This window comes from Kitasatospora azatica KCTC 9699 (assembly GCF_000744785.1).
GTDB classification, from domain to species: domain Bacteria; phylum Actinomycetota; class Actinomycetes; order Streptomycetales; family Streptomycetaceae; genus Kitasatospora; species Kitasatospora azatica.
In genome coordinates this window covers 4,316,461-4,341,993 of record NZ_JQMO01000003.1, presented here as the reverse complement: position 1 = coordinate 4,341,993, position 25,533 = coordinate 4,316,461, and the positions used below count along the sequence as shown (strand labels likewise).

Annotated in this window: 24 protein-coding genes; 14 read left to right on the top strand and 10 right to left on the bottom strand. The window is 73.1% G+C overall.

All coding sequences use genetic code 11. The features are described 5' to 3' along the window. Positions 1-69 precede the first annotated feature (69 nt). Together BR98_RS41650 and BR98_RS29950 are read left to right on the top strand one after the other, a co-directional pair. The gene (locus BR98_RS41650; RefSeq protein WP_035849608.1) at positions 70-348 is read left to right on the top strand and encodes a barstar family protein; all 279 of its coding nucleotides are present in this window, start codon (positions 70-72) and stop codon (positions 346-348) included. A 31-nt stretch (positions 349-379) separates the two neighbouring features. Then, positions 380-1,018, top strand: coding sequence for a MarC family protein (locus BR98_RS29950; protein ID WP_035849605.1), 639 nt, complete (start codon positions 380-382; stop codon positions 1,016-1,018). A gap of 16 nt (positions 1,019-1,034) precedes the next feature. Here BR98_RS29950 and BR98_RS29945 read toward each other — a convergent pair whose 3' ends face one another. After that, a complete protein-coding gene (locus BR98_RS29945; RefSeq protein ID WP_198042306.1) occupies positions 1,035-1,472 on the bottom strand; it encodes an Lrp/AsnC family transcriptional regulator in 438 nt (145 codons plus the stop codon). A 151-nt stretch (positions 1,473-1,623) separates the two neighbouring features. On the opposite strand from BR98_RS29945, the gene BR98_RS29940 reads away from it, so the two are divergent. The 4 genes from BR98_RS29940 (at position 1,624) to BR98_RS29925 (ending at position 6,044) form a co-directional block, all read left to right on the top strand. Then, a complete protein-coding gene (locus BR98_RS29940) occupies positions 1,624-2,454 on the top strand; it encodes a tryptophan 2,3-dioxygenase (protein WP_035849600.1) in 831 nt (276 codons plus the stop codon). Beyond that, the gene (gene kynU, locus BR98_RS29935; RefSeq protein WP_035849598.1) at positions 2,451-3,683 is read left to right on the top strand and encodes a kynureninase; all 1,233 of its coding nucleotides are present in this window, start codon (positions 2,451-2,453) and stop codon (positions 3,681-3,683) included. Before BR98_RS29940 ends, kynU begins: the two co-directional genes overlap by 4 nt. 73 nt (positions 3,684-3,756) lie before the next feature. Beyond that, positions 3,757-5,388 carry a serine/threonine-protein kinase gene (locus BR98_RS29930; protein WP_035849596.1) on the top strand — a complete coding sequence of 544 codons (1,632 nt, stop codon included), beginning with the start codon at positions 3,757-3,759 and terminating at the stop codon, positions 5,386-5,388. Positions 5,389-5,567: 179 nt separating this feature from the next. After that, the gene (locus tag BR98_RS29925; RefSeq protein ID WP_035849594.1) at positions 5,568-6,044 is read left to right on the top strand and encodes a DUF2269 family protein; all 477 of its coding nucleotides are present in this window, start codon (positions 5,568-5,570) and stop codon (positions 6,042-6,044) included. Between the two features lie 18 nt (positions 6,045-6,062). Here BR98_RS29925 and BR98_RS29920 read toward each other — a convergent pair whose 3' ends face one another. Further along, positions 6,063-7,043, bottom strand: a complete 981-nt coding sequence (locus tag BR98_RS29920) for an Lrp/AsnC family transcriptional regulator (RefSeq protein ID WP_035849591.1) — start codon at positions 7,041-7,043, stop codon at positions 6,063-6,065. Between the two features lie 83 nt (positions 7,044-7,126). Between BR98_RS29920 and BR98_RS29915 the strand changes: the two genes are divergently transcribed. Further along, positions 7,127-7,915, top strand: coding sequence for an inositol monophosphatase family protein (locus BR98_RS29915; RefSeq protein WP_051970413.1), 789 nt, complete (start codon positions 7,127-7,129; stop codon positions 7,913-7,915). 13 nt (positions 7,916-7,928) lie between these two features. Here BR98_RS29915 and BR98_RS29910 read toward each other — a convergent pair whose 3' ends face one another. Beyond that, entirely contained in the window at positions 7,929-8,564 is a 636-nt protein-coding gene (locus tag BR98_RS29910) for a nucleoside/nucleotide kinase family protein (RefSeq protein ID WP_035849588.1), read from the bottom strand. 191 nt (positions 8,565-8,755) lie between these two features. On the opposite strand from BR98_RS29910, the gene BR98_RS29905 reads away from it, so the two are divergent. Next, positions 8,756-9,175: a hypothetical protein gene (locus BR98_RS29905; protein WP_035849584.1), complete on the top strand. Its 420-nt coding sequence runs from the start codon at positions 8,756-8,758 to the stop codon at positions 9,173-9,175. Between the two features lie 159 nt (positions 9,176-9,334). Further along, a complete protein-coding gene (locus BR98_RS29900; protein ID WP_035849582.1) occupies positions 9,335-10,324 on the top strand; it encodes a hypothetical protein in 990 nt (329 codons plus the stop codon). Between the two features lie 42 nt (positions 10,325-10,366). On the opposite strand, the gene BR98_RS29895 is transcribed toward BR98_RS29900, so the two are convergent. Together BR98_RS29895 and BR98_RS29890 are read right to left on the bottom strand one after the other, a co-directional pair. Continuing rightward, positions 10,367-11,035, bottom strand: coding sequence for a response regulator (locus tag BR98_RS29895; RefSeq protein ID WP_035849579.1), 669 nt, complete (start codon positions 11,033-11,035; stop codon positions 10,367-10,369). After that, positions 11,035-12,285 (bottom strand): sensor histidine kinase, encoded by a 1,251-nt coding sequence (locus BR98_RS29890; RefSeq protein WP_035854351.1) that lies wholly within the window; start codon positions 12,283-12,285, stop codon positions 11,035-11,037. Before BR98_RS29890 ends, BR98_RS29895 begins: the two co-directional genes overlap by 1 nt. Positions 12,286-12,418: 133 nt before the next feature. On the opposite strand from BR98_RS29890, the gene BR98_RS29885 reads away from it, so the two are divergent. Further along, positions 12,419-13,342 (top strand): ABC transporter ATP-binding protein, encoded by a 924-nt coding sequence (locus BR98_RS29885; protein WP_035849577.1) that lies wholly within the window; start codon positions 12,419-12,421, stop codon positions 13,340-13,342. Continuing rightward, positions 13,339-14,166 carry an ABC transporter permease gene (locus BR98_RS29880; protein WP_035849576.1) on the top strand — a complete coding sequence of 276 codons (828 nt, stop codon included), beginning with the start codon at positions 13,339-13,341 and terminating at the stop codon, positions 14,164-14,166. Before BR98_RS29885 ends, BR98_RS29880 begins: the two co-directional genes overlap by 4 nt. Here BR98_RS29880 and BR98_RS29875 read toward each other — a convergent pair. The 3 genes from BR98_RS29875 to BR98_RS29865 are packed head-to-tail and all read right to left on the bottom strand — an operon-like array spanning position 14,163 to position 17,469. After that, positions 14,163-15,041 carry an SGNH/GDSL hydrolase family protein gene (locus BR98_RS29875; protein WP_083977140.1) on the bottom strand — a complete coding sequence of 293 codons (879 nt, stop codon included), beginning with the start codon at positions 15,039-15,041 and terminating at the stop codon, positions 14,163-14,165. The genes BR98_RS29880 and BR98_RS29875 overlap by 4 nt on opposite strands. Beyond that, positions 15,038-16,207, bottom strand: a complete 1,170-nt coding sequence (locus BR98_RS29870) for a glycosyltransferase (RefSeq protein ID WP_035849573.1) — start codon at positions 16,205-16,207, stop codon at positions 15,038-15,040. Before BR98_RS29870 ends, BR98_RS29875 begins: the two co-directional genes overlap by 4 nt. Continuing rightward, positions 16,204-17,469: a glycosyltransferase family 4 protein gene (locus BR98_RS29865; protein ID WP_083977138.1), complete on the bottom strand. Its 1,266-nt coding sequence runs from the start codon at positions 17,467-17,469 to the stop codon at positions 16,204-16,206. The genes BR98_RS29870 and BR98_RS29865 overlap by 4 nt, the downstream gene beginning before the upstream one ends. A gap of 232 nt (positions 17,470-17,701) precedes the next feature. Here BR98_RS29865 and BR98_RS29860 point away from each other — a divergent pair, with 232 nt between their 5' ends. Then, on the top strand, positions 17,702-20,503 hold the full coding sequence (locus tag BR98_RS29860; protein WP_407639511.1) for a penicillin acylase family protein: 2,802 nt from the start codon (positions 17,702-17,704) through the stop codon (positions 20,501-20,503). A 104-nt stretch (positions 20,504-20,607) separates the two neighbouring features. On the opposite strand, the gene BR98_RS29855 is transcribed toward BR98_RS29860, so the two are convergent. Continuing rightward, positions 20,608-22,158: an MFS transporter gene (locus BR98_RS29855; protein ID WP_035849568.1), complete on the bottom strand. Its 1,551-nt coding sequence runs from the start codon at positions 22,156-22,158 to the stop codon at positions 20,608-20,610. Positions 22,159-22,308: 150 nt separating this feature from the next. Here BR98_RS29855 and BR98_RS29850 point away from each other — a divergent pair, with 150 nt between their 5' ends. Together BR98_RS29850 and BR98_RS29845 are read left to right on the top strand one after the other, a co-directional pair. Next, complete coding sequence (locus tag BR98_RS29850; RefSeq protein ID WP_035849562.1) at positions 22,309-23,373, top strand: GntR family transcriptional regulator; 1,065 nt, start codon at positions 22,309-22,311, stop codon at positions 23,371-23,373. 101 nt (positions 23,374-23,474) lie between these two features. Next, complete coding sequence (locus tag BR98_RS29845; RefSeq protein ID WP_035849560.1) at positions 23,475-24,170, top strand: DUF899 family protein; 696 nt, start codon at positions 23,475-23,477, stop codon at positions 24,168-24,170. Between the two features lie 47 nt (positions 24,171-24,217). On the opposite strand, the gene BR98_RS29840 is transcribed toward BR98_RS29845, so the two are convergent. Then, positions 24,218-25,414 carry an MFS transporter gene (locus BR98_RS29840; RefSeq protein WP_035849558.1) on the bottom strand — a complete coding sequence of 399 codons (1,197 nt, stop codon included), beginning with the start codon at positions 25,412-25,414 and terminating at the stop codon, positions 24,218-24,220. Positions 25,415-25,533: the final 119 nt, after the last annotated feature.

The following is a 25,533-nucleotide window of genomic DNA, read 5'->3' as shown; positions in this document are numbered from 1 at the left end:
TCGCTCCTCGACCCGGCGCGGCCATCCGGGGGATGCGGGTCGGGCGGCGCAGCGGCGAGGATGGGAGCCATGAGCGAGCAGTTCGAGCTGGACGGCAGCACCGCGCGGGACCGCACGAACCTGTACGCCGCCCTCGGCGCGGCCGTGAACGGCCCCGGCGGCTACTACGGCAGCAACCTGGACGCGCTCGCCGACTGCCTGCGCGGCGGTTTCGGGCCCACCCCGCCGTTCACCCTGGTCTGGCACGACTTCGCGGTCGCGGACGGCTCGTCGGCGCTGCCGCCGGGCTATGCGCGGTCGGTGGTGGACCTGCTGCGCGAGGCGGGCGTCACGGTGCGCCTCTCCTGACCCCCCGGCCCGGCTCGATCATGCTGTGGGGATGTCGGAGCTCAACCTGAACAGCACCTTCGTCACCTTCTTCGCCGTGGTCGGCCCGCCCAAGGTGCTGCTGTCCTATGCGCACCTGAGCCGCAGCCGCAGCAGGCAGCAGATGAACCGGCTGGTGGCGCTCAGCTCGCTGCTGGCCGCGGTGGTCGGCGTGCTGATGGCCTTCCTGGCGGACACCCTCACGTCGTTCTTCCACGTCAGCGACGAGTCGCTGCAGCTGGCCGGCGGGGTGATCTTCTTCCTGTACGCGGTCGGGCTGGTGCTGGGCATGCATGTGGGGCCGACCGAGGACTACTCCGACGAGCTGCGCAACCCGCTGGCCGAAGGCCTGCGCGAGCTGATGCTGCCCTATGTGGCGAGCCCGCTGGCGATGACCGCGGTGCTGGTCGAGTCGCTCACCAAGGACACCTGGGGCTGGCGGTTCACGGTGTCCGGCGCGTACCTGGCGGTGGTGGCGATCAACGCGGCCTGCGTGCTGCTGCTGGCCCCGCTGCTGCGGCGCACCCAGCAGACCTCGCTGGAGGTGCTCTCCCGGCTGCTCGGCCTGCTGCTCGCGGCGGTCGGCGTGGAGCTCTTCCTGAACGGCCTGGTGGGCCTCGGGGTGCACCTGACCAGCTCCGGAGGCCATTAGGAGCTGCTTCCGGGGCCTAGGAGGGCGGGGTGACCGGGCGCCAGGGCACGGGGCTGGAGAGGATCATCGAGCTGCTCGGCTGCCCGTACGCGGCGAGCCGGTCGATCAGCGCCTCGAACTCGGCCATCGCCGGTACCGCCACCAGCAGCACGCAGCAGGCCCCGCCGGTGACCCGGTGCAGCTGCAGCACCTCCGGCCATTCGGCCACCGCCGGATCGCGCAGCACGCAGCGCGGGCCGTAGCACTGCACCTGCACCAGCGCGGTGACCGGCAGTCCGGACCGGGTCAGGTCGACATGCGCGTGGTAGCCGCCGATCACCCCGTCCGCCTCCAGCCGGCGCACCCGTTCGGCGACCGCCGGGGCGGAGAGGCTGACCCGGCGGGACAGCTCGTTGTAGGAGAGCCGCGCGTCGGCCTGGAGCTCGGCGAGCAGTCGGCGGTCGAGGGCGTCCATCACGGCTCCGGTTGTCGGTCGAAAGGGGCGGCGGGGCAAAGACCTCGCGAACGGAATCCGAGATCCCGGATCCGGTGCCCGACGCCCATTCAAGACCTCGGCGCTCCGCCGGACAATAGTGCGCATCCAAGCCGATAGGGGGAACGTCACCATGGGCACGCCCACCGTCCACACGCCGAACCTGGCCTTCGAACCCGAGGCGGAGGGCACCGGCGCCACACCGTACGAGCGCTACGCCCGGCTCGACGTGCTGCACACCCTGCAGCAGCCGCGCAGCAAGGTCGACGCCGAGCTCTCCTTCATCATCACCACCCAGGTGATGGAGCTGCTCTTCGACCTGCTGCGGCACGAGTGGACCCTCGCCCAGCGGGCGCTGCGCGAGGACGACACGACCGCTGCGCGCGTCGCGCTGCGCCGCGGCAACCACGTGCAGGACGTGCTGAACAACTCCTGGGACCTGCTGGCCACCATGACGCCGGTGGAGTTCAGCGCCTTCCGCCCGGTGCTCGGCGAGGCCTCCGGCTTCCAGTCCTCGGCCTACCTGCACCTGGAGTTCCTGCTCGGCAACAAGTCGGAGCGGCTGCTGGCCATGTACCAGGGCTCCCCCGCCGTGCACCAGGAGCTGGCCGCCGTGCTGCGCGGGCCGAGCATCTACGACGACGTGCTGGCCCTGCTGGCCCGCCGCGGGCTGCTGGCCGAGGTCGAGCCGAGCAGCGGGCGGTACCGCCCGGACGAGGCGGTGGCGGCCGCCTGGCTGACCGTCTACACCGACCCGGCCCAGGCCGAGCTGGCCGCACTGGCCGAGACCCTGTTGGACACGGCCGAACGCGTCACCCGCTGGCGGCAGCGCCACTACGCTTCGGTCAAGCGGACGATGGGCGCCAAGCCCGGCACCGGCGGATCCAGCGGGCTCAGCTGGCTCAAGGCCGCCGCCGAGCAGGACGTCTTCCCGGAACTGTGGACCGTGCGAGGAGAACTGTGACCGTATCCGTCCCGGCCAGCCGTGCGGAGTGCGCCGCGCTGGACGCCGTCGACCCGCTGGCCGCGCTGCGCAAGGAGTTCACCCTTCCCGCGAACGGCATCTACCTGGACGGCAACTCGCTCGGGGTGCTGCCGGTCCGGACTCCGGAGATCGTCCGCCGCACCGTCGAGGAGGAGTGGGGACAGGGCCTGATCACCAGTTGGAACGCGGCCGGTTGGACCGAGCTGCCGTTCGTGCTCGGTGACCGGATCGCGCCGCTGGTCGGCGCCGGTGCGGGCGAGGTGCTGGTCTGCGACTCGGTCTCGGTCAACCTGTTCAAGCTGCTGACCGCCGCGCTGCGGTTGCGCCCGGGACGGCGCACGGTGCTCGGCGAGCGGGACACCTTCCCCACCGACCTGTACATCGCCGAGGGCGTCACCGGGCTGTTCGAGGGCGGGCGCAGCGTGCTGCTGGACTCGCTGGACGACCTGGACGCGCACCTGGACGACAGCGTGGCCGCCGTGGTGCTCTCCCAGGTCGACTACCGCACCGGCGTGCTGCTGGACATGGCCGAGATCACCGAACGGGTGCACCGCGCGGGCGCCCTGATGATCTGGGACCTGTGCCACTCGGCGGGCGCCCTGCCGATCGACCTGACCGCCTGCGACGTCGACTTCGCGGTCGGCTGCACCTACAAGTACCTCAACGCCGGACCGTGCGCGCCCGGCTTCCTGTACGCCGCGCCGCGCCACCACGCGGTGGCCGAGCAGCCGCTGACCGGCTGGTTCGGGCACGCCGAGCCGTTCGCCTTCACCCCCGAGTACCGGCCGGCCGACGGGATCGGACGGTTCCTCACCAGCTTCCCCTCACTGCTGGCGCTGGCCGGGCTGCGGGCCAGCCTGGAGATCTGGGAGCAGGTGGACCTGAACCAGGTGCGGGCCAAGAGCCTGGCGCTGACCGGGCTCTTCATGGACCAGTGCGCGGATCTGGAGGTGGTGACGCCGGTTCAGCCCGAGCGGCGCGGCAGCCAGGTGGCGATCCGGTTCCCGGACGGCTTCGCGGTGGTGCAGGCGCTGATCGAGCGCGGCGTGATCGGCGACTTCCGCGCTCCCGACCTGATGCGCTTCGGGTTCACCCCGCTGTACAGCTCGTACACGGACGCCTGGGACGCGGCGCAGGCACTGCGCGAGGTGCTGGCGAGCGGCGAGTGGCGGGCGGAGCGGTTCGGGCGACGGGGCGCGGTTACCTGACCGCTCGTCACCGTCAGGTAACCACCTGGGGAGCGAGCTCCCGACCTGCGGCCGGGCCTGCCATGATGCAGCCATGACGACCAACGGGGGGTCGGCTACCGAGCCGACGAGCTGGCCGCTGAAGGCACCGGAGCCGACCGGCAGCGAACCGCCCGCGCCGCAGCCGGAGACCGCGCAGGCCGACCCGGTGCGGCCGGTGCCGGTGCGGCCGGAGCCGGTGCAGCCGGAGTCGGTGCAGCCCGGTGCCGGGCGGCTGATCGGCGGCCGCTACCGGCTGCTGGAGCGGCTCGGCTTCGGCGGCATGGGCACCGTCTGGCGGGCGCACGACGAGACGGTGGACCGCGATGTCGCGGTCAAGGAGCCACGGCTGCCCGAGCAGTTGACCGAGGGCGAGCGCGAGACCGCCTACCTGCGGATGCAGCGCGAGGCCAGGGCCGCCGCCCGGGTCGACCACCCTTCGGTGGTGACCGTGCACGACGTGGTGACGGTGGACGACAGCCCGTGGATCGTCATGGAGCTGGTCCGCGGGCGCTCGCTGGCCGAGGTGCTGCAGGAGGGCACGGTCTCGGCCCAGGAGGCCGCCCGGATCGGGCTCGCGGTGCTCGGTGCGCTGGCCACCGCGCACGAGGCCGGCGTGCTGCACCGGGACGTCAAGCCCGCCAACATCATGGTCGGGCGGCACGGCCGGGTGGTGCTGACCGACTTCGGGATCGCCCAGGTGGAGGGCGAGCAGCGGCTCACCGAGACCGGGGCCTTCATCGGCTCGCCCGAGTACATCGCCCCGGAACGGGTGTTGGGCCGTCGGCCGGGCCCGGAGTCGGACCTGTGGTCGCTGGGCGTGGTGCTCTACCAGGCGGTCGAGGGCGTCTCGCCGTTCCGCCGGCAGACCACCCCGTCCACCCTGCAGGCGATCGTGTTGGCCGAGCTGCCGCGCGCGGCGAACGCCGGCGAGCTGGGCGAGGTGCTGGCCCAGCTGCTGCGCAAGGAACCGGAGGTACGGCCGAGCGCGGCCGCACTCAGCCAGGCCCTGCGGGCGGTGGCCGAACCGCCGGCCGCGGCGCCGCCCCGGCGGCAGGCCTCGCCGATTGAGCCGGCCAGCCCATCGGCGGCGCCCGAGCGCGCCCGGCAGCTGCTGCGCGGCAGTCGGCGAGCCCAACTGGGCCTCGGCGCAGGAGCCCTGGTGGTGGCGCTGGGACTGGTCTGGGCGATCGCGGACCCGTTCGGCGGCAACGAGCTGCCCACCGGCTGGAAGACGTACCAGGAGGGCCGGCTGAACGCCAGCCTGGCCGCGCCGGCCTCCTACGTCCGCAGCGTGGACGACGGTTCGGTGACCTACGCCGACCCGACCAAGGTGTTCACCGTCAAGTTCAGCAAATGGACCGGGGAGAACGCGAGTTCACTGGCCTGTGCCAATCGGGACCTGGCCTGGTACAAGGACCACTACTACCAGGAGCCCAAGCCGGACGGCACCGTGGCGGAGGTCCAACAGCAGGGCAAGGGCGCCGGCTTGCTGGACGTCCACTACCACGACACCTCGGACTACGAGCACCCGAAGGACCAGCGCTCGCTCACCCTGGACCTGGTCAGCAAGGACGGCACCGGTTACAAGCTGGAGCTCGCGATGCCCTCGGCCGCCGAGCAGGCGGCCGAGGGACAGCGGATGTTCGACCAGCTGCGGGCGAACCTGAAGATCAGCGGCCTGTAACGCCTGTTCCGTCGGGCTGGACGACGGGCCCTGGACGCCAGGCCCTGGGCGTGGGGCCGCGCGTTCGGGGCCGCGCGTTCGGGGCCGCTGGGACGGGTGTTAGCGTGCCCGGCGGAGCCGCCGCAGACCGGGCGGCCCCGCGGACTACCGCTGGACTACCCCGAAGGCTGTCGAAAACCATGGCCAAGTTCCTGTTGAGCCTGCACGTGCTGGCTGCCGTCATCGCGATCGGCCCGGTGACCGTCGCCGCGAGCATGTTCCCGCGCAAGGCCCGAGCGGCACTGGCCGAGGGCGCCGACGGCACCGACCTCGCCGCAGTGCGACTGCTCTACCGGATCACCCAGGTCTACGCGGCGATCGGGGTGGCCGTGCCGGTGCTGGGCATCGGGACGGCGCAGGTGATGGGCGTGATGGGCAGCCCCTGGCTGATCACCTCGCTGGTGCTGACCGTGATCGCCGCACTGGTGCTGCTGGTGCTGGTGCTGCCCCGCCAGGAGGCGGTGATCTCGGCGCTGGCCGGGGAGGCGGACGCGGACTCCGCGAAGGCGCTCGGCGGGCTGAAGCTGCTCACCATGAGCACCGGGATCTTCTCGCTGCTCTGGGTGGTCGTCACGGTGCTGATGGTGGTGCGCCCGGGGTCGACCACCAGGGCCTGAGCTCGAGCTGACGGATCGTCAGAACGTGGCAGGGCGGTTGAGCCGCACCCCCGCCCGCTTGACGGCCCGGCCGACGATCGCGGTCTCCACCCGGTCGGCGCCGAGCGGGCCGAGCACCTCGGTGGTGAAGCGGAACAGCGCCGCGTAGTCCGGGCAGAAGACGGTGGCCATCAGGTTGTGCGGCCCACTGGTGGCCAGCACACCGTGCACCTGCGGGTGGCCGGCGAGGAGCCTGCCGGCCTCGGCGAGGCGGCCCGGCGGGAGCGCCAGCCAGAGGTTGGCGTCCACCGCCAGACCCAGCAGGCGCGGGTCGATGGTGGCGTGGGTGCGCAGCAGGCCGGCCGCGTCCAGCCGGTGCAGCCGGCGGCGGACGGTGGACTCCGGCGCGCCGACGGCGGCGGCCAGGGCGGCCTGGGAGCGGCGGGCGTCCTCGCCGAGTTCGGTGAGCAGGGCGTGGTCCAGCGGGTCGAGCTCGATCCGGTGCGGCGGGGTCGGGGTCGGCCGTGTGGGTGTGAGTGCGGCGACCTCGTCCGGGGTGAGCAGGCCCGCCTGCCACTGGCCGGCGTCCGCGAAGAGGTGCAGCACGGCGTGCACGGTGGTCTCGGTGACGGCGTCGGTGCCCGGGAGCTGGTGGTAGAGCAGGCGGTCGCGGCCGGCGCGGTCGGTGACCACCACCGCGCTCACCTCCTGGCCGCCGAGCATCACGTCCACGAACGGCACGTCCGGGCGCGCGGCCAGCGCGTCGGCGACGGCCGCGACCCGGCCGCGCAGCACCCGCACCCGGAGCAGCAGCGCACCGACCGCCTCGTCCTCGGCGCGGGGCATCAGTACGACCTTCAGCACGCCGCTCTCACGCAGCCGGGCCAGCCGGCGGGTCACGGTGCGGACCGAGACGCCGAGCACGCCGGCGATCCGGCCCGGTTCGGCCCGGCCGTCCAGCTGCAGGGCGCAGACCAGGCGGCGGTCCAGGAGGTCCAGGAGGCTGGCTGGATCCGTCACATCAGGGTGCACTGCTGTCCGATCTCCGCTGGTTCTGAATGCTGGAGCGTCTGCTTCCTGCTGTTGAACGGTACTCGTTGTCCATGACGAACTCCATCCTCACCGAGACAACCGCGGCGGTGCGCGAGGTCGGCGCCTGGCTGGTCGAGCGGCACCGCGCCGAGCCGGTGGCCGCCCGCACCCGGGACGAGGCGCTGGCCGCCTTCGCCGCGATCGACGGCCCCGCCGCCGCGCTGCTGCGCGAACGGCTGACGGCGCTGCGCCCGCAGGCCGGCTGGGTGGCGGAGGAACTGGACTCCGCCGTGCCGGTGGACGGCGAGTGGTGGCTCTGCGACGCCACCGACGGCGCCGTGCAGTACCTGCTCGGCCAGCCGCACTGGGCGGTGACGGCGACCCTGCTGCGGGACGGGGAGGCGGTGCTCGCGGTGGTGCACGCGCCGTTGCTGGGCTTCACCTACACGGCGGCGCGGGGCGAGGGCGCGTGGTTGAACGAGCGCTTGGTCAGCCCGTCCACCCGGGAGCTGGCCGCCGCCGTGGTCGCCACCAGCCAGCCCCCGACCGTGGGTCGCGACCCGGCGGCGCTGCGCCGCGCGGGCTCCTCGCTGACCGCCGTGCTGAGCGGCGGCGTCCTCGCCGTCCGCAACCTCGGGCCGACCGCCCTCCAGGTGGCCCAGGTCGGCTCCGGCCACCTGGACGCCTTCTGGGAGTTCGGCCTCGACGGCCCCAACCTCCTGCCGGGCGCGCTGATCGCGAGCGAAGCGGGCGCGCTGGTGACCGACCACTCGGGTGCGCCGTGGCTGCCGCACGCCTCGGCCGGCTTCCTGGCCGCGCCGCGGGGGCAGCATGCGGAACTGGTCCGCCTGCTCGGCTGAGGAGTTCCGGTGCTCAGGGCTGGTTCCAGGCCGGGTGGTTCGGGTCGTCGGCGCGGACCAGGATGTCCGCGGCCTCGGCGGGCTGGACCTGCGACTCGTAGCGGGCGAAGGCGGGCAGGGTCCACTGGTCGGCGCCGGGGGTGCGGCGGGCCAGGGCAGGTGCGGACATCCTCAGATGAACCGTCAGGTCGAGCGGGAACCACCGCCCGAGCAGCAGCGCCCCGTCCAGCAACAGCACGGTACCGGGCGGGAGTTCGAGATACGGGCTGCGGGTGGACCGGTCCGTGACGGGGTCGCGCAGGTCGGGCAGGATCCGGCCGCTGCCGCCGGGGTCGAGCGGTGTGAAGACCTCGCGGAAGAGCGCGTTGTCGTCCAGCCACAGGTCGAAGTACGCATCGGCGTCCTGGTGCCCGTACTCCAGCCGCAGCGAGGCAGGCCGCAGGAACCCCTGTGCCCGCACCCGCTGCACCGAGCGCCCGCGCAGCCGCAGCTCCTCCGCGAGTGCCTGCGCCAACCGTTCGGGCTGCGCGGCCGGCGCGCCGTCCACGGCGACGCGCGGCCAGACGCTGCCGTCGGCCGGGGTCAGCGCCTCGACGCGGTCCGCGAGGGCGGTGGTGAGCCGGGTCCAGCTGATCGGGTGCAGACGCATGCACCCATCATGCTGGGCGGCCGCGCCCGACTGTCGCTCCGCCCTTGGATAACGCGGTGATACGACACGGAGATCACGGCAATAAGGCCCGGCAACACCATGGACACACAGCAACCGAACAAGCCCCCGGAAACTCCAACGGGGTGACGGAGGCCGGAAGTTCCGGCTCCGGGAAGAAAGGGAACAGCAGAATGCTCGTCAAGAAGCTCGCCGTCACCGCGGCCGTGGCCGGTGCCCTGCTCACCGCCGGCCTGGCCACTGCCACCTCGGCCTCCGCCATCAACTACGACTGCTCCTCCGGCACCGTCTGCCTGTACTACAACTCCTCCTCGCACGGCTACGGCGCGGTCTTCCAGCAGTACGTGGACATCGCGAACTACTCCAGCCCCTACAACTTCACCTTCTCGGCCGGCAACAACGGCAGCGCGGGTGCGGGCGTCTCGGTGAAGAACAACGCGGCGGCGGTGGACAGCTGGTACAGCGGCAACTTCGTCGTGTACTACAACAGCAACTACAGCTGCAGCTTCGCCTGCCAGACCATCCCGTCGATGGCCACGGTGGACCTGAGCGCCACGATGAAGAACAACAACGCCTCGGGCGCCTTCCGGTAACCCCGGACCCCAGCCCGCAGAGCACCGACATTCGCACGGCACTGACATGACAGCGGGCTCCGGCCATTCGCACTGGCCGGAGCCCGCTGCACTCCAGTGCCCTCCAGCCTACCCGCCCGCCCCGGCGAGGACTCGCCGATCCGGAAGAGAGAACGTCTGATGTCCAGTCACTCTCGTCGCACCGCTGCCCTCCTGGCCCTGCCGTTCCTGCTGGCGGGCTGCACGGCCGCCGTCGCGGACTCCAACCCCGGTGGCGCCTCGAAGCCGAGTGCGGCCCCGGCGACCCCGCCCGTCCTGCCCAGCACCGCCCCGACCGTCGCCACGATCCCGACGCTCGACTCGGCCAACGACCAACCGCTGCCGCTGGACGGCTACTTGATGACCCCGGCGCAGTTGGACAAGGTGCAGAAGGCGCAACAGCGGCTGATCACCGGCTGCATGGCGCGGTTCGGCTTCACCTTCAGCCCACCGACCTCGATCCCGATGCCGCGGGACAGCGGCGCGCCCGACAGCCGGACGGACGGACGCTACGGGCGGCAGAACGCCGCGCTGTCCGCGAAGTGGGGCTACCACGCGGAGGGCGGGACGCCGGCGAGCAGGGAGAAGCCCGGTGCGGCCGACGCACTGCTGCCGGCCCAGGAGGTCGCGGCGCTGCGCGGCACCTCCGATCCCAACCAGCGGTTCGGGCCCGGCGGGCAGCTGATCAACAGTCAGAAGGTGCCCGAGCACGGCTGCGTGGGTGAGGTGAACCAGCAGTTCACCGGGTCCGTCACCGGCCTGGTCGGCGACGCGCAGTTCGCCAACGACGTCAAGTTCGCCACCCTGGACGCCTCCCAGCAGGACCAGCGGACCAAGGCGGTCTTCGCCACCTGGTCCCAGTGCATGGCGCGCAGCGGCTACGACTACCCGGACCCGGTGAAGGCCGCCGGCGACCAGCAGTGGTTCAAGGGCCCGCTGCCCGACCAGCACGAGCTGCAGGTGGCGACGGCGGATGCGGCCTGTCGGCACGAGAACAACGTGGTGGGCACCTGGTACGCGGTGGACTTCGCGTACCAGCAGGCGACCATCGCGGCCAACGCCGAGAAGATGGCCCAGGTCAAGGCCGGCCTGGAGCACCAGGTGCAGCTGGCCACCCAGACCCTGGGGTGACTGAGCGCTTGCTCAGCCCTTGCCAGCTGACTGAGCGCTTGCTCATCTCGGTGGCGCCACCAGCCCCAGCTCGTACGCGGTGATCACCAGCTGCACCCGGTCCCGCGCCTCCAACTTGCTGAACAGCCGCGCCACATGGGCCTTCGCGGTAGCCACACTGATGAACAGCTCGGCGGCGATCTCACTGTTCGACAGCCCGCGTCCCACCAGGGTCAGCACCTCCCGCTCCCGCTCGGTGATCCCCTCCACCGAGCGGGTCGACCCGTTGGCCCGCCCGGCCGCCGGCTCCGGGCGCCCGGCGAACTCCGCGATCAGCCGGCGGGTCACGCTCGGCGCGATCAGCGCGTCGCCGCCCGCGACCACCCGGATCGCGCCGAGGATCTCCTCCAGCGCCATGTCCTTGACCAGGAACCCACTCGCGCCGGCCCGCAGCGCGCCGTAGACGTAGTCGTCGTCGTCAAAGGTGGTGAGCACCACCACCTTGCTCAGGCCCTCACCCGCCGTCACCTGGCGGGTGGCCTCGATGCCGTCCATGCCGGGCATCCGGATGTCCATCACCACCACGTCGGGCCGCAGCTCGCGCGCCAGTTGGACGGCCTCGGCGCCGTTCCCCGCCTCGCCGACCACCTGCAGGTCCGGCGTGTCGGCGATCAGCACCCGCAGCCCGGCGCGCACCAGCGGCTGGTCATCGGCGAGAACCACCCGAAGCACTACTCCACCCCCATCGTCTGAGACGTCGTCCGAGACACCGTCCGAGCCATCGTCCGGTCCGGCGGCAGGGGCAGCCGCGCGGCCACCCGGAAGCCGCCCTCGGGGCGCGGCCCGGCCTGCAGCGAGCCGTGCAGCAGCGCCACCCGCTCCCGCATCCCGACCAGCCCGTACCCGCCACCGCGCGCACCGGGCTCGGCGCCGCGCCCGTCGTCCGTGATCTCCACGGCCAACTCCTCCTCCCGCTGGTCGACCTCCACCCAGCAGAACGTCGTCCCGGCGTGCCGAACCACGTTGGTGATCGCCTCCTGGACGATCCGGTAGGCGGAGAGGTCGATCTCGGCCGGCAGTGGGCCCAGCTCACCGCGCCGACGCACCTCCACCCGGACGCCGGCGGCGGTGGTCCGCGCGGCCAGCTCCTCGAGGTCGGCCAGGCCGGGCGCCGGGTCCAGCGGGGCGGCCTGCTGCGGCCGGCCCGGCTCGGCCTGGCGCAGCGCGCCGAGCATCCGGCGCAGCCCGGAGAGGGTCTCGCGGCTGGTGGCCTCGATCGCGCTGAGCGCCTTGCGGGCCTCCTGCGGCTGGGTCTCGATCACCCGGCTGCCCATCCCCGCCTGGATCGCGATGATGCCGATGCTGTGCGCGACCATGTCGTGCAACTCGCGGGCGATCCTCAGGCGTTCGGCGGTGACCGCCTGGGCCGTGGCCTGGCTGCGCAGCGCCTCGGCGTGGGCCCGGCCCTGGCGCACCGAGTTGCCGCTCAACCAGGCGACCAGGAAGAGCAGCACCAGCACCCAGACCCGGGTGTTGTCGACGTGCAGGCCCGGCCCGGGGAAGAGAACCGGCGTGGTGGACAGGTTGTAGTACGCCATGGCGACGGCGACCAGACCGACGACGGCCAGCGAGGTCCGCCGCCGGTGGCCGACCGCGACATAGTGCAGCGCGACGATCGCCCCGGCGGCGTACCCGAATTCGATCACCTGGGTGTGCATGTCGTACGAGAGGTGGACCGCGCCGGCGAACGTCAGCAGGAAGGCCGGCAGCGGGTGGCGGCGCAGCAGCGTGGCGGCCGCCGCCGTGAGCAGGATGTTCAGCACGGTCGCCCAGTTCTGGCCGGGATCGACGGCCCACCAGGTCAGGCCGCTCGCCCAGCCCCGTGAGAACTGGGTGCCGACCTGGCCCGCGTACCAGGCGAGCAGCAGCCAGACGCCCGGCGGGATGCGCTTGATCAACGGCGGTCTCGGCATGGCTGACATGCGCCGATGGTAGCCGTCCGACCTGCGGCGGAGCATTGGCCCGGGGGCTTACTCCCCCGGGCTGACGGGGCGTCGGGGAATGTGGCTGCCGGCCCGATGCCGGGCGGGGTGCGGCACCGGCAGCGTTGTCCCCGTGATCGAAGTCAACGAACTGACGAAGCGTTACGGGAAGACCACGGCCGTCAACAGCCTGAGCTTCACCGTCCACCCCGGCCGGGTCACCGGCTTCCTCGGCCCGAACGGCGCCGGCAAGAGCACCACCCTGCGCATGGTCCTCGGCCTCAACGACCCGACCAGCGGCAGCGTCACCGTGGACGGCGTGACCTTCCGCGACCGCCCGCGCGGCCTGCGCCACATCGGCGGCCTGCTGGACGCCGCCGACGTGCACGGCGGGCGCAGCGCCCAGGCCCACCTGTCCGCGCTGGCCCGCAGCAACCGCATCCCGCAGCGGCGGGTGGCCGAGGTGCTGCAGGAAGTCGGCCTGGCCGACGTTGCGCGCCGACGCATCGGCGGCTACTCGCTCGGCATGCGCCAGCGGCTCGGCATCGCGGGCGCCCTGCTCGGCGACCCGCCGGTGCTGCTCTTCGACGAGCCGCTCAACGGCCTGGACCCCGAGGGCGTGCTCTGGGTGCGCGGACTCTTCCGGCGGCTGGCCGCCGAGGGGCGTACGGTCTTCGTCTCCAGCCACCTGATGACCGAGATGGAGAACACCGCCGACGACCTCGTGGTGATCGGCCGCGGCCAGCTGATCGCGGCCCAGAGCCTGGCCGAGTTCGCGGCCCGGGGTACCCGGTTGAGCGTCCTGGTGCGCACCCCGCAGAGCGCCGAGCTGCGGGCGGCACTTGAGAGTGAGGGCGCCGGGGTCCAGGTCGAGCTGCAGGCCGAGGATTCCCAACTCCTCACCGTCACCGGCCTGTCCGCCGTCCGGATCGGCGAACTCGCCTTCCGGCGGCGGATCCTGCTGCACGAGCTCGCCACCCGCTCGGCCTCGCTGGAGGAGGCCTTCATGGAACTCACCGCCGACCGCGTCGACTACCTGGCAGGAGAAGCCCGATGACCACCCCAGCCGAGCCGCTGGCCCGCTTCCGGGACCTGCTGGCCGCCGAGTGGACCAAACTCTGGTCGCTGCGCTCCACCCGCTGGGGCTACGGGCTGAGCGCGCTGGCGGTGATCGGGTTCAACGTGAACGGCGCCTACGCCGACTACACCAACTGGCCCGGCTACAGCCTCGAGGTCAGGACCCAGTACTTCTTCCCGATGTGGGCGATGCACGACGCGTTCAACCGGAACTCCATGATGATCATGATCCTCGCCGTCGGCGCCCTCGGCGCGATGGCCGTGGTCACCGAGTACGCGAGCGGACTGATCCGGACCACCTTCGCCGCGGTGCCGGCCCGCCGGTCGGTGATGGCGGCCAAGGTGCTGGTGGTGACGGCGGTGATGACGGCCTACGGCGTGCTGGTCTCCGGGTGCTCGTTCTGGCTGACCCAGGCGGTGCTCTCCGGTCGGCACGTCGGGCTGTCGATCGGCTACCCGGGCGCACTGCGGCTGGTGGTGGCCTCCGCGCTGGTCGCACCGGTCTGCGGGCTGGCGGGGATGGCCGTCGGCACGTTGATCCGGACCAGCGCGACCAGTGTGGTCTCGGTCATCGTGCTGCTGGTCGTGGCACCGCTCAGCATCCCGGTCAACCACTACTGGCAGGCCGTCATCTCCCACGCACTGCCGTTCAACGCCTGGCGGCGCCTGTTGGAGGGCAACCCGCCGCCCTGGTTCCACGAGCAGTACCCGACCACCGGGACCGGCGCCTGGACGGTCCTGGCCGCCTGGGCCCTGGTCGCGGTCGCGCTCACCGTCCTCCCGGTGCACCGCCGGGACCTCTAGCCCAGGCGCGACACCGCCGCCCTGGCCGCCGCCAGGGCTTCGGCGTCCAGCGCGGCGGTGCGGCCGCACAGCGCGTTGGTGGTCTCGACGGCGGCCAGCGCGAGCAGGCCGGGGATCAGGTCGACGCTGCGGCGGGCCAGCCAGGCGGTGCCGCGGGTGGCGAGCCACCACAGGTCGGCGGCCCGGGACGGGGGCGGGGGCGCCAGCAGGTCGGTGGGCTCCGGGCCGAGCCGGTGGCCGGCCGCGGCGAGCAGGGCGTGGTAGTGCCGGGCGATCAGCAGGTGCCCGACGGGGCTGGGGTGCAGGCGATCGGCGCTGAGCAGCGCGCGGTCGCTCAGCCACGGGAGCCGGGCCAGGTGCAGGTGCACCGCCTGGTGCCGGTCGGACAGCTCGTGGACCACGGCGTTGACCGCCGCCATCCGGCGAGCCAGCGGACGGGCCAGCGGGCCGGGCAGGCCCAGCAGGGCGCCCGGATCCGGCAGGCAGGCGGTGAGCAGTACGGCGCCGGCGGCCCGCAGTTCACCCAGGGTGGTGTCGAGGGCGGCGGCGGTGCGGGCGATGTCGAAGCCCGCGCGCAGGGTGTCGTTGCCGCCGACCACCACGGCCGCGAGGTGCGGGTCCAGCGCCAGCGCCGCCGGGAGTTGACGGTCCGTCAGATCGGCTGCCTGGGCGCCGCTCAGCGCCAGGTTGTGGTGCTCCACCCGCACCGGGGCGGCGGCCAGCGAGGGCGCGAGCAGTGCGCTCCAGCCCCGCCAGCCGCCCTCGGCGGGCGACCCGACCCCCTCGGTGAGCGAGTCCCCCAGCGCGACGAAGCGCAGCGTGCGCAGCCGTGGGCCGGGCGCCAGGACGGCCTCGGGTCGGGTCGGCGCGGTCATCTGCTGCTCCCGAGCGGCTCCTCGGCCGGCGACGCAGACCTCCCGGCACCCTCGTGCACCGCCAGGAAGGCCGCCACCGCGGCCTCCCAGCTGTACCGCTCGGCCCGCTCCCGGGCTGCCTCCCGACGCTGCCGCTCCGGGCGCTCCAGCAGCTCGCCGACGGCCTCGGCGAAGCCGTGCCCGGAGTCGTCGGCCGCCACCCCCGCCGAGCCGATGATGCTCGGCAACGCGGAGGAGCGGCTCGCCGCCACCGGAGTCCCGCAGGCCAGCGCCTCCAGCGCCGCCAGCCCGAAGGTCTCGATCGGCCCGGGCGCGAGCACCACGTCGGCGGCCGCCAACAGGCCGCTGAGATCGGCTCGTTCGGCGACGTGGCCGAGGAACCGGACCGGCAGCCGGTCGCGCCGGGCCCGTGCTTCGAGGCGCTCGCGCAGCGGGCCGGCGCCGGCCACCACCAGCACCGCGTCGCTGCCCGAGCGGCGCAGCTCCGCCAGCGCCTCCAGGGCCCGCCCGGGCCGCTTCTCGGGCGAGAGTCGGGAGCAGAGCACCAGCAGTGGCTGCCGGTCCTCGGCGTACTTGGCCCGGACCGCCAAGTCCCTTCTGGACGGGTGGAGTTGCTCCAGGTCCACGCCGAGCGGCGCCTGCACCAGGTGCTGGACGCCGAGCCGGCGGAACTCGGCGGCCGCCCAGGCGGTGGTGCAGATGACGGTGTCGTAGGCCTGCGCGGTACGGGAGTTGAGCCGGTCGGCGAGGGTGCGGGCGAGCGGCTCGGGCAGGCCGCGGGTGCGCAGCAGCCCGGTGGCGTTCTCGTGCGAGACCATCGCGGCGGGCACCCCGTGACTGCGCGCCCACCGTCCGGTCCAGCGCAGGGTGGTGCGGTCGGAGACCTCGAGGCGGTCGGGGGCCAGCTCCTCCAGGGTGCGGGCCACCGCCCGCCGGTCGGCGAGCAGCCGGTAGCCGCCGCTGGCCGGCAGCACCGGGCCCGGCAGGGTCACCACCCGGCCCTGGTCGGTGAGTTCGTCCCGGTACTCGGGCCCGGGGATGACCAGCACCGGCTGGTGCCCGGCGGCCAGGTAGCCCGCGCCAAGGTGGCGCAGCGCGGTGCGCAGACCGCCGGAGACGGGGGTGACGAAGTTCGCCAGTCGGACGATCCGCAGTGACCCGCTCATACCGGCTGCTCCTCGACCGGCGCCACGATCGGTGCGGACTGGGCCGGCACGGGCAGTACCGGGGCGGGCAGTACCGGCGCGGGGAGCACCTGCGCGGCGAGCACCTGCGGGTCGAACTGCTCGCCGCGGTGCTCGGCCACCACCTCGGCGTAGTGCCGCAGCAGCAGGTCGCCCACCGCGTCCCAGGTGCGCGCCCGCACGTCGGCCCGTCCGGCCCGTCCGTACGCCGTCCGGCGGGCGGGGTCGGCGGCCAGCTCGGCGACCGCCTCGGCCACCGCGCGGGCGTCCCGCGGGGCGACCAGCAGGCCGGTCCTGCGGTGGCCCACCAGGTCCAGCGGCCCGCCGGCGGCCGGCCCGACCACGGGGACGCCACTGGCCATCGCTTCCTGGATGGTCTGGCAGAAGGTCTCCAGCGGACCGGTGTGCACGAACAGGTCCAGGGTGGCGTAGCAGCGGGCGAGTTCCTCACCGGTGCGGCGGCCCAGGAAGACCGCCCCGGGCAGCAGCTCGCGCAGTGCGCCCGAGCTCGGCCCGTCCCCGATCACCACCAGCCGCACTCCGGGCAGTGCGGCGACCCCGGCCAGCAGGTCGACCCGCTTCTCGGGGGCCAGTCGGCCGACGTAGCCGACCAGCACCTCGCCGCCGGGGGCCAGCGCGCGGTGCAGCGCCTGGTCGCGGTGGCGGGGGTGGAAGCGCAGTGAGTCGACGCCGCGCGGCCACAGGTGGACCCGGGGGACGCCGTGCGCGGTGAGGTCCTGGGCGGCGGGGGTGGAGGGGGCCAGGGTGCGGGCCGCGGCCCGGTGGATGCTGCGGATCCGGTGCCAGGCGGTGGCGGCGCCGAGGCCGCCGCCGACCCGGTAGGCCTGGGCGTAGCCGGCCAGGTCGGTCTGGTAGACGGCGACTGCGGGCAGGTCGAGGCGTCTGGCCTCGGCCATTCCCCGGGCACCGAGGATGAAGGGGCTGGCGAGGTGGACGACGTCGGGCCGGTGCGCGGCGAGTGCCGCGCCCAGCCGGGAGCTGGGCAGGGCGACCCGGACCTGCGGATATCCGGGCAGCGGGACGGAGGGGATTCGGACGACGGGCAGTTCGGTGGCGTCCGGGCCGAAGGAGTGCGCCGGGCAGCTCGAACCGCGAGCCGGCGCGGGGGTGATCACCAGGGGCTGGTGGCCACGACGGACCAGGTGCTCGGCGGTGCGGAGCACGCTGTGGGCGACGCCGTTGACTTCCGGCGGAAAGGACTCGGTGATGATGGCGACACGCATGCCATCGTTGTTGCCGGGCTGGACGTGCGCTGGGCCAAAGGGATCTGTCGCACAGGCGAACGGTTGCCAGCGCTTTACCTCTTTCTTATCTCAGCTGCCCCGCGGCGCCCTCATAATCGATCAAGACATGACAAAGAATCATGACAAACCCGCGCACAACGGCTAGCCAACCGACCAGTAACCGACTTACCGTCAGGTTTCCCACCCACCCCTCGGAGTGAGGAGCCTGGCCTTGCCCCCACGCTTGCGCCTCAACCTGCCCCCACGCCTGCGGCTCGCCCTCGCCGCCACCCTGGCGGCCGCCCTGCTGGCCGCCGCCCCCGGCGCCGCGACCGCGACCAGCACCCCCGCCGCAGCGGCCCCCGACTACTGCGCCGCCCAGTGCAACGACATCCTGCCCCCCGGTGAGAACGGCAACGCCACCCTCGCCGACATCATCGGCAACCGGCTGTTCGGCACCCGTCCCGCGCACACCGACGACCAGCTCGGCCCGTACACCGCGCTCGCCTCCGCCTACCCGAACCTGACCAACGCCCAGCTGGCCGGCTTCTTCAACGACGCCTCGTTCGGCGTGCCGGCCGCCCAGGTGGCCAGCACCAGCAGCCCCCGCCCGGACGTCACCATCGTGCGCGACAAGGCCACCGGCGTGCCGCACATCACCGGCCGCACCCGGTACGGCACCGAGTTCGGCGCCGGCTACGCGGCCGGCCAGGACCGGCTCTGGGTGATGGACCTGTTCCGGCACGTCGGCCGCGGCCAGCTGTCCGGCTTCGCCGGCGGCGCGGCGGCCAACCGGCAACTGGAGCAGAGCTTCTGGCAGGCCGCACCGTACACCGAGGCCGAACTGCAGAGCCAGATCGACGCCATCGCGAACCAGGGCGACCGGGCCCGCCAGGCGCTGGCCGACGCACAGGCCTACCTGGACGGCATCAACCAGTACATCTCCCAGTCCTACAACGGCCGTTACTTCCCCGGCGAGTACGACCTGACCGGGCACATCGACGCGATCACCAACGCCGGCTCGATCGACCCCTTCAAACTCACCGACCTGGTCGCACTCGCCTCGGTGGTCGGCGCGCTGTTCGGCGCGGGCGGCGGCGGCGAGTTGGCCTCGGCCCAGGTCAAGCAGGCCGCCGAGGCACGGTACGGGACGGCGCTGGGCGACCAGCTGTGGCGCTCGCTGCGCGAGGCCGACGACCCGGAGTCGGTCAGCACCCTGCACGACGGCCAGTCCTTCCCGTACGCGCTGCCGCCCGACGACCCGCAGGGCGTCGCGATGCCGGACCGGGGCTCGGTGGTGCCCGAGCGGCTGATCTACGACGCGACCGGCTCCGCCAACAGCGCCACCACCAAGGCCCCCGGCGTGCTGCCCGGCAACCTGCTGACCGCCAAGCACGGCATGTCCAACGCGCTGCTGGTCTCCGGCAAGTACACCGCCAGCGGACACCCGGTGGCGGTCTTCGGCCCGCAGACCGGCTACTTCGCGCCGCAGCTGCTGATGCTGGAGGAACTGCAGGGCCCGGGGATCAGCGCCCGTGGCGCGGCCTTCGCCGGCCTGAGCTTCTACGTGCAGCTGGGCCGCGGCCAGGACTACGCCTGGAGCGCCACCTCGGCCGGCCAGGACATCACCGACACCTACGCCGTGCCGCTCTGCAGCACGGACGGCTCACCGGTCACCACCGCGGCCGACTCCTACCTCTACCACGGCGTCTGCACCCCCTTCGACAAGCTCTCCCGGCAGGACGCCTGGTCCCCGACCACCGCCGACTCCACCGCGGCCGGCTCCTACACGCTGGTCATGTACCGCTCGAACTACGGCCTGGTGACGGCCCGCGGCACGGTCGCCGGCAAACCGGTCGCCTTCACCTCGCTGCGCTCCACCTACCGCCACGAGGCCGACTCGATCATCGGCTTCCAGATGCTCAACGACCCCGGCGCGGTGCACGATCCGGCGGGCTTCCAGCAGGCCGCGCAGAACATCAACTACACCTTCAACTGGTTCTACGCGGACTCCCAGCACACCGCCTACTACAACTCCGGCAACAACCCGGTCAGGGCTCCCGGCGTCGACGCCGGGCTGCCGGTGCTGGCCGATCCGGCCTACGAGTGGCAGGGCTTCTCCCCCGCCACCAACACCGCCCAGTACACCCCGCCGGCCCAGCACCCGCAGTCGGTGGACCAGGACTACTACATCTCCTGGAACAACAAGCAGGCCGTCAACTTCGGCGCCTCGGGCTTCGGCAACGGCTCGGTGCACCGCGGCAACCTGCTCGACGACCGGGTCAAGGCACTGGTCGCCAAGGGCGGGGTCACCCGCGCCTCGCTCGCCCACGCGATGGAGAGCGCGGCCGTCACCGACCTGCGCGGTGAGGACGTGCTGCCCGAGCTGCTCCAGGTGATCGCCACCTCTCCGGTCACCGATCCGCAACTCGCCGCAGTGGTACAGAAGCTGCAGACCTGGCGGAGCGACGGGGCGAAGCGGACCGAGACCTCGGCCGGCAGCCACGGCTACGCCGACGCGGACGCGATCCGCACCATGGACGCCTGGTGGCCGCTGCTGGCCCAGGGCGTCTTCCAACCCGGCCTCGGCGACGGCCTGTTCGGCGCACTCACCGGGGCACTGCAGATCAACGAGTCCCCGTCCGGCGGCCAGAGCGGCCCGGCCAACGGCGGGGTGAGCGCCAACGAGTCGATCCCGCACAAGGGTTCCTCCTTCCAGTACGGCTGGTGGAGCTACCTGGACAAGGACCTGCGCACCGCCCTGGGTCGGCCGGTGGCCGGTCCGCTGGCCCAACCGTTCTGCGGAGGCGGCAGCCTGACGGCCTGTCGGAGCGTGCTGCTGAGCACCCTGCAGCAGGCGGCCACCCAGACCCCGGCCCAGGTCTACCCCGGCGACGGGGACTGCTCGGCCGGTGACCAGTGGTGCGCGGACACCATCATCCAGCGGCCGCTGGGCGGGGTGACCGACGCCAAGACCACCTGGCAGAACCGCCCGACCTACCAGCAGGTGGTGGAGTTCCCGGGCCACCGCTGAACCCCGGCCGGACGGCTGAGGGGGTGCCGCCACCGCGACACCCCCTCAGCCGTAGGCCCGGTCAGACCAGCCGTAGGCCCGGTCAGACCAGCCGTAGGCCCGCGTCAGACCAGCACGTCCGCACGCTGTCCGCTGTCCTGCCCGGCGGGCGACTGCGGGGTGCCGACCGGCAGGTGGCGCAGCAGGGCCAGGGCCAGCACCGCGCCCGCCACCATCAGCACGGCCGCCGCGATCGCCGCCGCCTGCATGCCGCCGGCGAACGCGTCCCGGGCCGCACCCAGCACCAGCTTGCCGGTCTCGGCGGGCAGTTGGGCCAGCGCGACCTCGGTGCCGCCGAGCGAGTCGCGGACCTGCGCCAGCGCGTCGGCCGGCAGATCGGCCGGCAAGGCGGCCTGGACGTCGGCGCGGTAGACCGCGGTGCCGATGCTGCCCAGGATCGCCATCCCGAGCGCCCCGCCCAGTTCGGTGCCGGACTCCAGCAGAGCGGAGGCGGTGGAGGCCCGCTCGGCCGGCGCGGCCGCCATCACCACCTCGCTGACCTGCGACATCAGAGCGACCGCGCCGGAGGCGTAGACACCGGCCGCGACCAGCACCACCCAGAGCGCCGAGTGCGCGTCCGCCAGGGCCAGCGTCCCGAAGCCGAGCGCCATCAGCAGGAACCCGCCGGCGATCACCTTCGCCTTGCCGATCCTGGCGCCCAGCGCGGCCGCCGCCGGCGCCACCGCGCCGACCGCGACGCTGGGCAGCACGCTCCACAGCGCCGCCTCGAGGGTGCTCATGCCGAGGACCAGCTGCAGGTACTGGGTGACGAAGATGGCCATCCCGACCACGCCGAACATGCCCAGCACGTTCATCGCGACCGAGCTGGAGAAGCCGCGGCTGCGCAGCAGGGCGAGGTCGATCAGCGCGCCGGGGTGGGTCCGCTGGCGCCGCACGAAGACCGCGCCGGCCAGCAGGCCGAGCAGGATCGCGCCGGCCGGCAGCGACTGGAAGCCGTTCCGGGCCAGCTCCTTGATGCCGTAGATCAGCGGCAGGATCGCGGCCAGCGAGAGCACCGCGCTCGGCAGGTCGAAGCGACCGCCCCGTAGCCGCGGGGTCTCGGGCAGCAGCACCGGGCCGAGCACCAGCAGCAGCGCCATCGCGGGCAGGTTGATCAGGAAGACCGAGCCCCACCAGAAGTGCTCCAGCAGGATGCCGCTGAGCACCGGGCCGACCGCGATGCCGCCGCTGGTCACGGCCGTCCAGACGGCGATGGCCCGGCCGCGCTGCCTGGCGTCCGGGAAGAGGTTGCGGACCATGCCCAGGGTGCTGGGCATCAGGGTGGCACCGGCGATGCCGAGCACGGCGCGGGCCGCGATCAGGGTGCCCGCGCTGCCGGCGTAGGCGGCCAGGGTGGAGGCGGCGCCGAAGGCCAGCGCGCCGGAGAGCAGCAGTCGGCGGCGGCCGATCCGGTCGCCGAGGGCGCCCATGGTGAGCAGCAGGCCGGCCAGCACGAAGCCGTAGATGTCGAAGATCCACAGCTGCTGGGTGCTGCTGGGGTGCAGGTCCTGACTGATGAACGGGACGGCGAAGTAGAGCACCGAGACGTCCATCGAGACCAGGAGCAGCGGAAGCATCAGAACGGAGAGCGCGAGCCAGGCGCGACGATTGGCCATCGGAGTTCCCCCAGGCAGGTACGAGCAGCTGGAGCGTACGTCGTACGCCCTTCGATGTGTACAGGGTACGCATAGTGCACTGGCTCTGGCAAGGCAGTTCTTGACGGGCCTGGGTGGCAGACCTTTAGGCGCACTAGTACAGTTCTCCCCATGACCGTCGAGCTGCCGCCCAACACCCCGCCCTATCTGCGGATCGCCGCCGAGCTGAGGGGACGGATCGCCAGTGGGGCACTGCGCCCCGGGGACCGGGTGCCGTCGACCCGCCGGATCACCCAGGAGTGGGGGGTCGCGATGGCCACCGCGACCAAGGTGCTGACCACGCTGCGCCAGGAAGGGCTGGTCCGCTCGCAGCCCGGGGCGGGGACGGTGGTGGCGCCCGAGGCGGACCGGGTGGCCGCGCTCGCACCCGGCTCCCCGCCTGCCGCGACGCCGACCACCACCACGCCGCCTGCCGCCACGCCGACCACCACCACGCCGACGGCAGGCGCGCCGGCGCCCGGCGCGCCGCGCGAGGTCCGGCGCCGGGAGCCCCGGGAGAGCGAGCCCGGCCTCTCCCGCGACCGGATCGTCCAGGCCGCCGTCTCCGTCGCGGACGCCGAGGGCCTGCCCCCCGTCTCCATGCGCCGGGTCGCCACCGAGCTCGGCGTCGCGCCGATGGCGCTCTACCGGCATGTGGCGAGCAAGGAGGAGCTGGTCGACCTGATGGCCGACCGGGTGCTCGGCAGCGTCGCACTGCCCCCCGCCGAGCTGACCGGCTGGCGCCCCCGGCTGGCGGCGATCGCCCGCGTCCAGTGGTCGGTCTACCGCCGCCACCCCTGGCTCGCCCAGTCCATCTCGCTGACCCGCCCGGTCCCGCTGCCCGGCGCGATCCGCCACGGCGAGTGGGTACTCAGCTCGCTGGAAGGGCTGGGCCTGGACGCCGGCACCCGGCTCAACATCCACATCATGATGTTCGCCCTGGTCCGCGGGATCGCGGTCAACCTGGACCTGGAGGCCGCCGACCGGCGCCGCACCACGATGACCGAGGAGGAGTGGATGGCCACCCAGGAGGGCGCGCTGACCGCGCTCCTGTCGGGCGGACAGTACCCCTCCTTCGCCCGGGTGATCGCCGAGCTGGTCGACGGCGACTTCGACTTCGACCTCGACCTGCTCTTCGAGTTCGTACTGGCCCGCACCCTCGACGGCCTGGCCCAGCTGCTGGAACCCGCTGGCTGACAGCACCTCACCCGCCCGGCGGCCAGCGGTTGCCGGGCGGGGTGAGGTCGGTCGACGCTGGCTCCGACGACCATCTGCCGACGCACCGTCAGGACCAGCTCATGCCGCCGTTCCACGCGTACCGGACCCGCCTGCCCGGCGAGTCGCCGCAGTACCAGGCCGCTCGTGAGGAACTGCGGCTCGCCGAGGTCGAGTTGATGCACCATCAGGAGCGGGTCGCAGCGCAGCGCCGAGCGCTGCCGCCCGGGCCCGCAGTGACCGACTACACCTTCCTGGAGGGCCCCGCCTACCTCGACCAGGGCGACCTCCCGGTCCGCCCCGTGCAGCTCGGCGAACTCTTCAGTGGTCCCGAACGCGCCTTGGTGGTCTACCAGTTCATGTACGGCAAGCGGCAGCGGAACCCCTGCCCGATGTGCACGCTCTGGCTCGACGGCTTCAACGGCATCGCCCACCACCTGCAGCGCAACGCCGACCTCGCGGTGGTCGCCGCCGCCGACCCGGAGCCGCTGCGCGCCCACGCCCGGCGCCGCGGCTGGGAGCGGCTGCGGCTGCTCAGCTGCGGGGCCAACACCTTCAAGTACGACTTCGGCAGCGAGGACGAGCAGGGCAACCAGGAGTCCACCGTCTCGGTCTTCACCCGGGACGCGGACGGCACCATCCGCCACCGGTACTCGGCCCGGCCCAGGATGGCGGAGGACATCGACCAGCGCGGCATCGACCTGCTCTCCCCGGTCTGGAACCTGCTCGACCTCACCCCGCAGGGACGCGGCGACTGGTACCCGAGCCTGGACTACTGAGCCCGGACTGCTGAGCCCGCACTGCTGAGCCCGCACTTCCCAGGCCCTTAAGCGCTCCCGGGCGTCACCACTACTGCCAGCGCGGCCAGCACCGCCGCCAGGGCGAAGGCCCACGGGTAGCCGGTCGCCCCGATCAGGGCCCCGGCCAGCGGCGGAGTCAGCGAGGCGGTCAGGTTCTGGCCCGTGTTGTGCACGCCCAGCGCCCGCCCCGCCCAGGCGGGCCCGGCCAGTTCGGCGGTGGCGGTGAAGGAGAGTCCGTTGGTGCTCGCGGTGAGACCGCAGGCCAGCACCAGGGCCAGATCCGTGAGCACCGACGGCCGGCAGACGCAGAGCGCCGTCACCCCCATCAACACCGCGGTGGCCGCCGCCAGTTGCCGCATCGGCCGGAGCCGGCTGCGCACCCGGTCCGACCAGCGACCGGCCGCCACCCGTGCACCCGCCCCCAACAGCTGTCCCACCGCCATCAGTTGACCGGCCGCGGTGGACTGCCAGTGCCGCACGTCGATCAGCAGCACCAGCCCGAACGCGCCCGCCGTGAACTGCGGCCAGACCAACAGCGCCCCGGCTCCGTGGATCCGCCAGAGCGTCGGTGTCCGGTACGGCGACCCGGACCGGGCCGCCGGCTCCCGGCGGCCCGGCCGCTCCGTGCGCGGCGGGTCCACCAGGAGCAGGGCGAGCAACACCGCCACCAGGCCCATCAACCCCGCCGTGAAGAGCAGCGCCCCTGAGGTCCCCGCCGCTGCCGCCAACGGTGGCCAGGTCGCCGCCGCCAGCCCGAGCCCGAGCGGGGTCGAGGTCTGCCGCAGGCCCATCGCCAACCCGCGCTCCCCGACCGCGAACCAGCCCATCACCAACCGCCCGCTGGCCGAGAAGACCGAAGCGCACGCGGCGCCCGCCACCACGAAGACCGCCCCGAGCAGCACCGCACCGTGCACCGCGGCGGCCCCCAGCACCAGCACCGCGCCCAGCCCGAGCCCGCTGCCCAGCACCACCCGCTCCCCGTACCGATCCGCGAGCGCACCCCAGGCGACCAGGGAGAACAACAACCCGACCGTCGGACAGGCCACCACCACCCCGGCCCGGGCCAGCGACAGGTGCTCCGCCCCACCGCGCAGGACCGGAACCAGGTACGGGACGCCGTAGACGAAGAGACAGGCCGCTGTCTGCGCGGCAATCCCGAGCGCCAGCATCAGCCACCGCCGCCGCGCAGCCGTCGCCACCTCGACCCGCGCCGTCGCCGCCATACCGCTCCCCCTCCATCGCCCGAGATATCCGTATGCGGAGGCTCGGGTCGAGGGCCTACCGTAACCGCGGTGAGAGCATCCTCGCGGCCACTCCTCCTGCTGGACGTCGACGGCCCGCT

What these genes read in the sequence shown, in the direction of transcription:
- BR98_RS29845 (WP_035849560.1), top strand. Translation starts at nt 23,475, where the DNA reads ATGCCGCCGTTCCACGCGTACCGGACCCGCCTGCCCGGCGAGTCGCCG.
- BR98_RS29890 (WP_035854351.1), bottom strand. Translation starts at nt 12,285, where the DNA reads ATGTCAGCCATGCCGAGACCGCCGTTGATCAAGCGCATCCCGCCGGGC.
- BR98_RS29900 (WP_035849582.1), top strand. Translation starts at nt 9,335, where the DNA reads ATGTCCAGTCACTCTCGTCGCACCGCTGCCCTCCTGGCCCTGCCGTTC.
- BR98_RS29850 (WP_035849562.1), top strand. Translation starts at nt 22,309, where the DNA reads ATGACCGTCGAGCTGCCGCCCAACACCCCGCCCTATCTGCGGATCGCC.
- BR98_RS29865 (WP_083977138.1), bottom strand. Translation starts at nt 17,469, where the DNA reads ATGCGTGTCGCCATCATCACCGAGTCCTTTCCGCCGGAAGTCAACGGC.
- BR98_RS29945 (WP_198042306.1), bottom strand. Translation starts at nt 1,472, where the DNA reads ATGGACGCCCTCGACCGCCGACTGCTCGCCGAGCTCCAGGCCGACGCG.
- BR98_RS29905 (WP_035849584.1), top strand. Translation starts at nt 8,756, where the DNA reads ATGCTCGTCAAGAAGCTCGCCGTCACCGCGGCCGTGGCCGGTGCCCTG.
- BR98_RS29930 (WP_035849596.1), top strand. Translation starts at nt 3,757, where the DNA reads ATGACGACCAACGGGGGGTCGGCTACCGAGCCGACGAGCTGGCCGCTG.
- BR98_RS29870 (WP_035849573.1), bottom strand. Translation starts at nt 16,207, where the DNA reads ATGAGCGGGTCACTGCGGATCGTCCGACTGGCGAACTTCGTCACCCCC.
- BR98_RS29875 (WP_083977140.1), bottom strand. Translation starts at nt 15,041, where the DNA reads ATGACCGCGCCGACCCGACCCGAGGCCGTCCTGGCGCCCGGCCCACGG.
- BR98_RS29925 (WP_035849594.1), top strand. Translation starts at nt 5,568, where the DNA reads ATGGCCAAGTTCCTGTTGAGCCTGCACGTGCTGGCTGCCGTCATCGCG.
- BR98_RS29940 (WP_035849600.1), top strand. Translation starts at nt 1,624, where the DNA reads ATGGGCACGCCCACCGTCCACACGCCGAACCTGGCCTTCGAACCCGAG.
- BR98_RS29840 (WP_035849558.1), bottom strand. Translation starts at nt 25,414, where the DNA reads ATGGCGGCGACGGCGCGGGTCGAGGTGGCGACGGCTGCGCGGCGGCGG.
- BR98_RS29855 (WP_035849568.1), bottom strand. Translation starts at nt 22,158, where the DNA reads ATGGCCAATCGTCGCGCCTGGCTCGCGCTCTCCGTTCTGATGCTTCCG.
- BR98_RS29950 (WP_035849605.1), top strand. Translation starts at nt 380, where the DNA reads ATGTCGGAGCTCAACCTGAACAGCACCTTCGTCACCTTCTTCGCCGTG.
- BR98_RS29880 (WP_035849576.1), top strand. Translation starts at nt 13,339, where the DNA reads ATGACCACCCCAGCCGAGCCGCTGGCCCGCTTCCGGGACCTGCTGGCC.
- BR98_RS29910 (WP_035849588.1), bottom strand. Translation starts at nt 8,564, where the DNA reads ATGCGTCTGCACCCGATCAGCTGGACCCGGCTCACCACCGCCCTCGCG.
- BR98_RS29915 (WP_051970413.1), top strand. Translation starts at nt 7,127, where the DNA reads ATGACGAACTCCATCCTCACCGAGACAACCGCGGCGGTGCGCGAGGTC.
- BR98_RS41650 (WP_035849608.1), top strand. Translation starts at nt 70, where the DNA reads ATGAGCGAGCAGTTCGAGCTGGACGGCAGCACCGCGCGGGACCGCACG.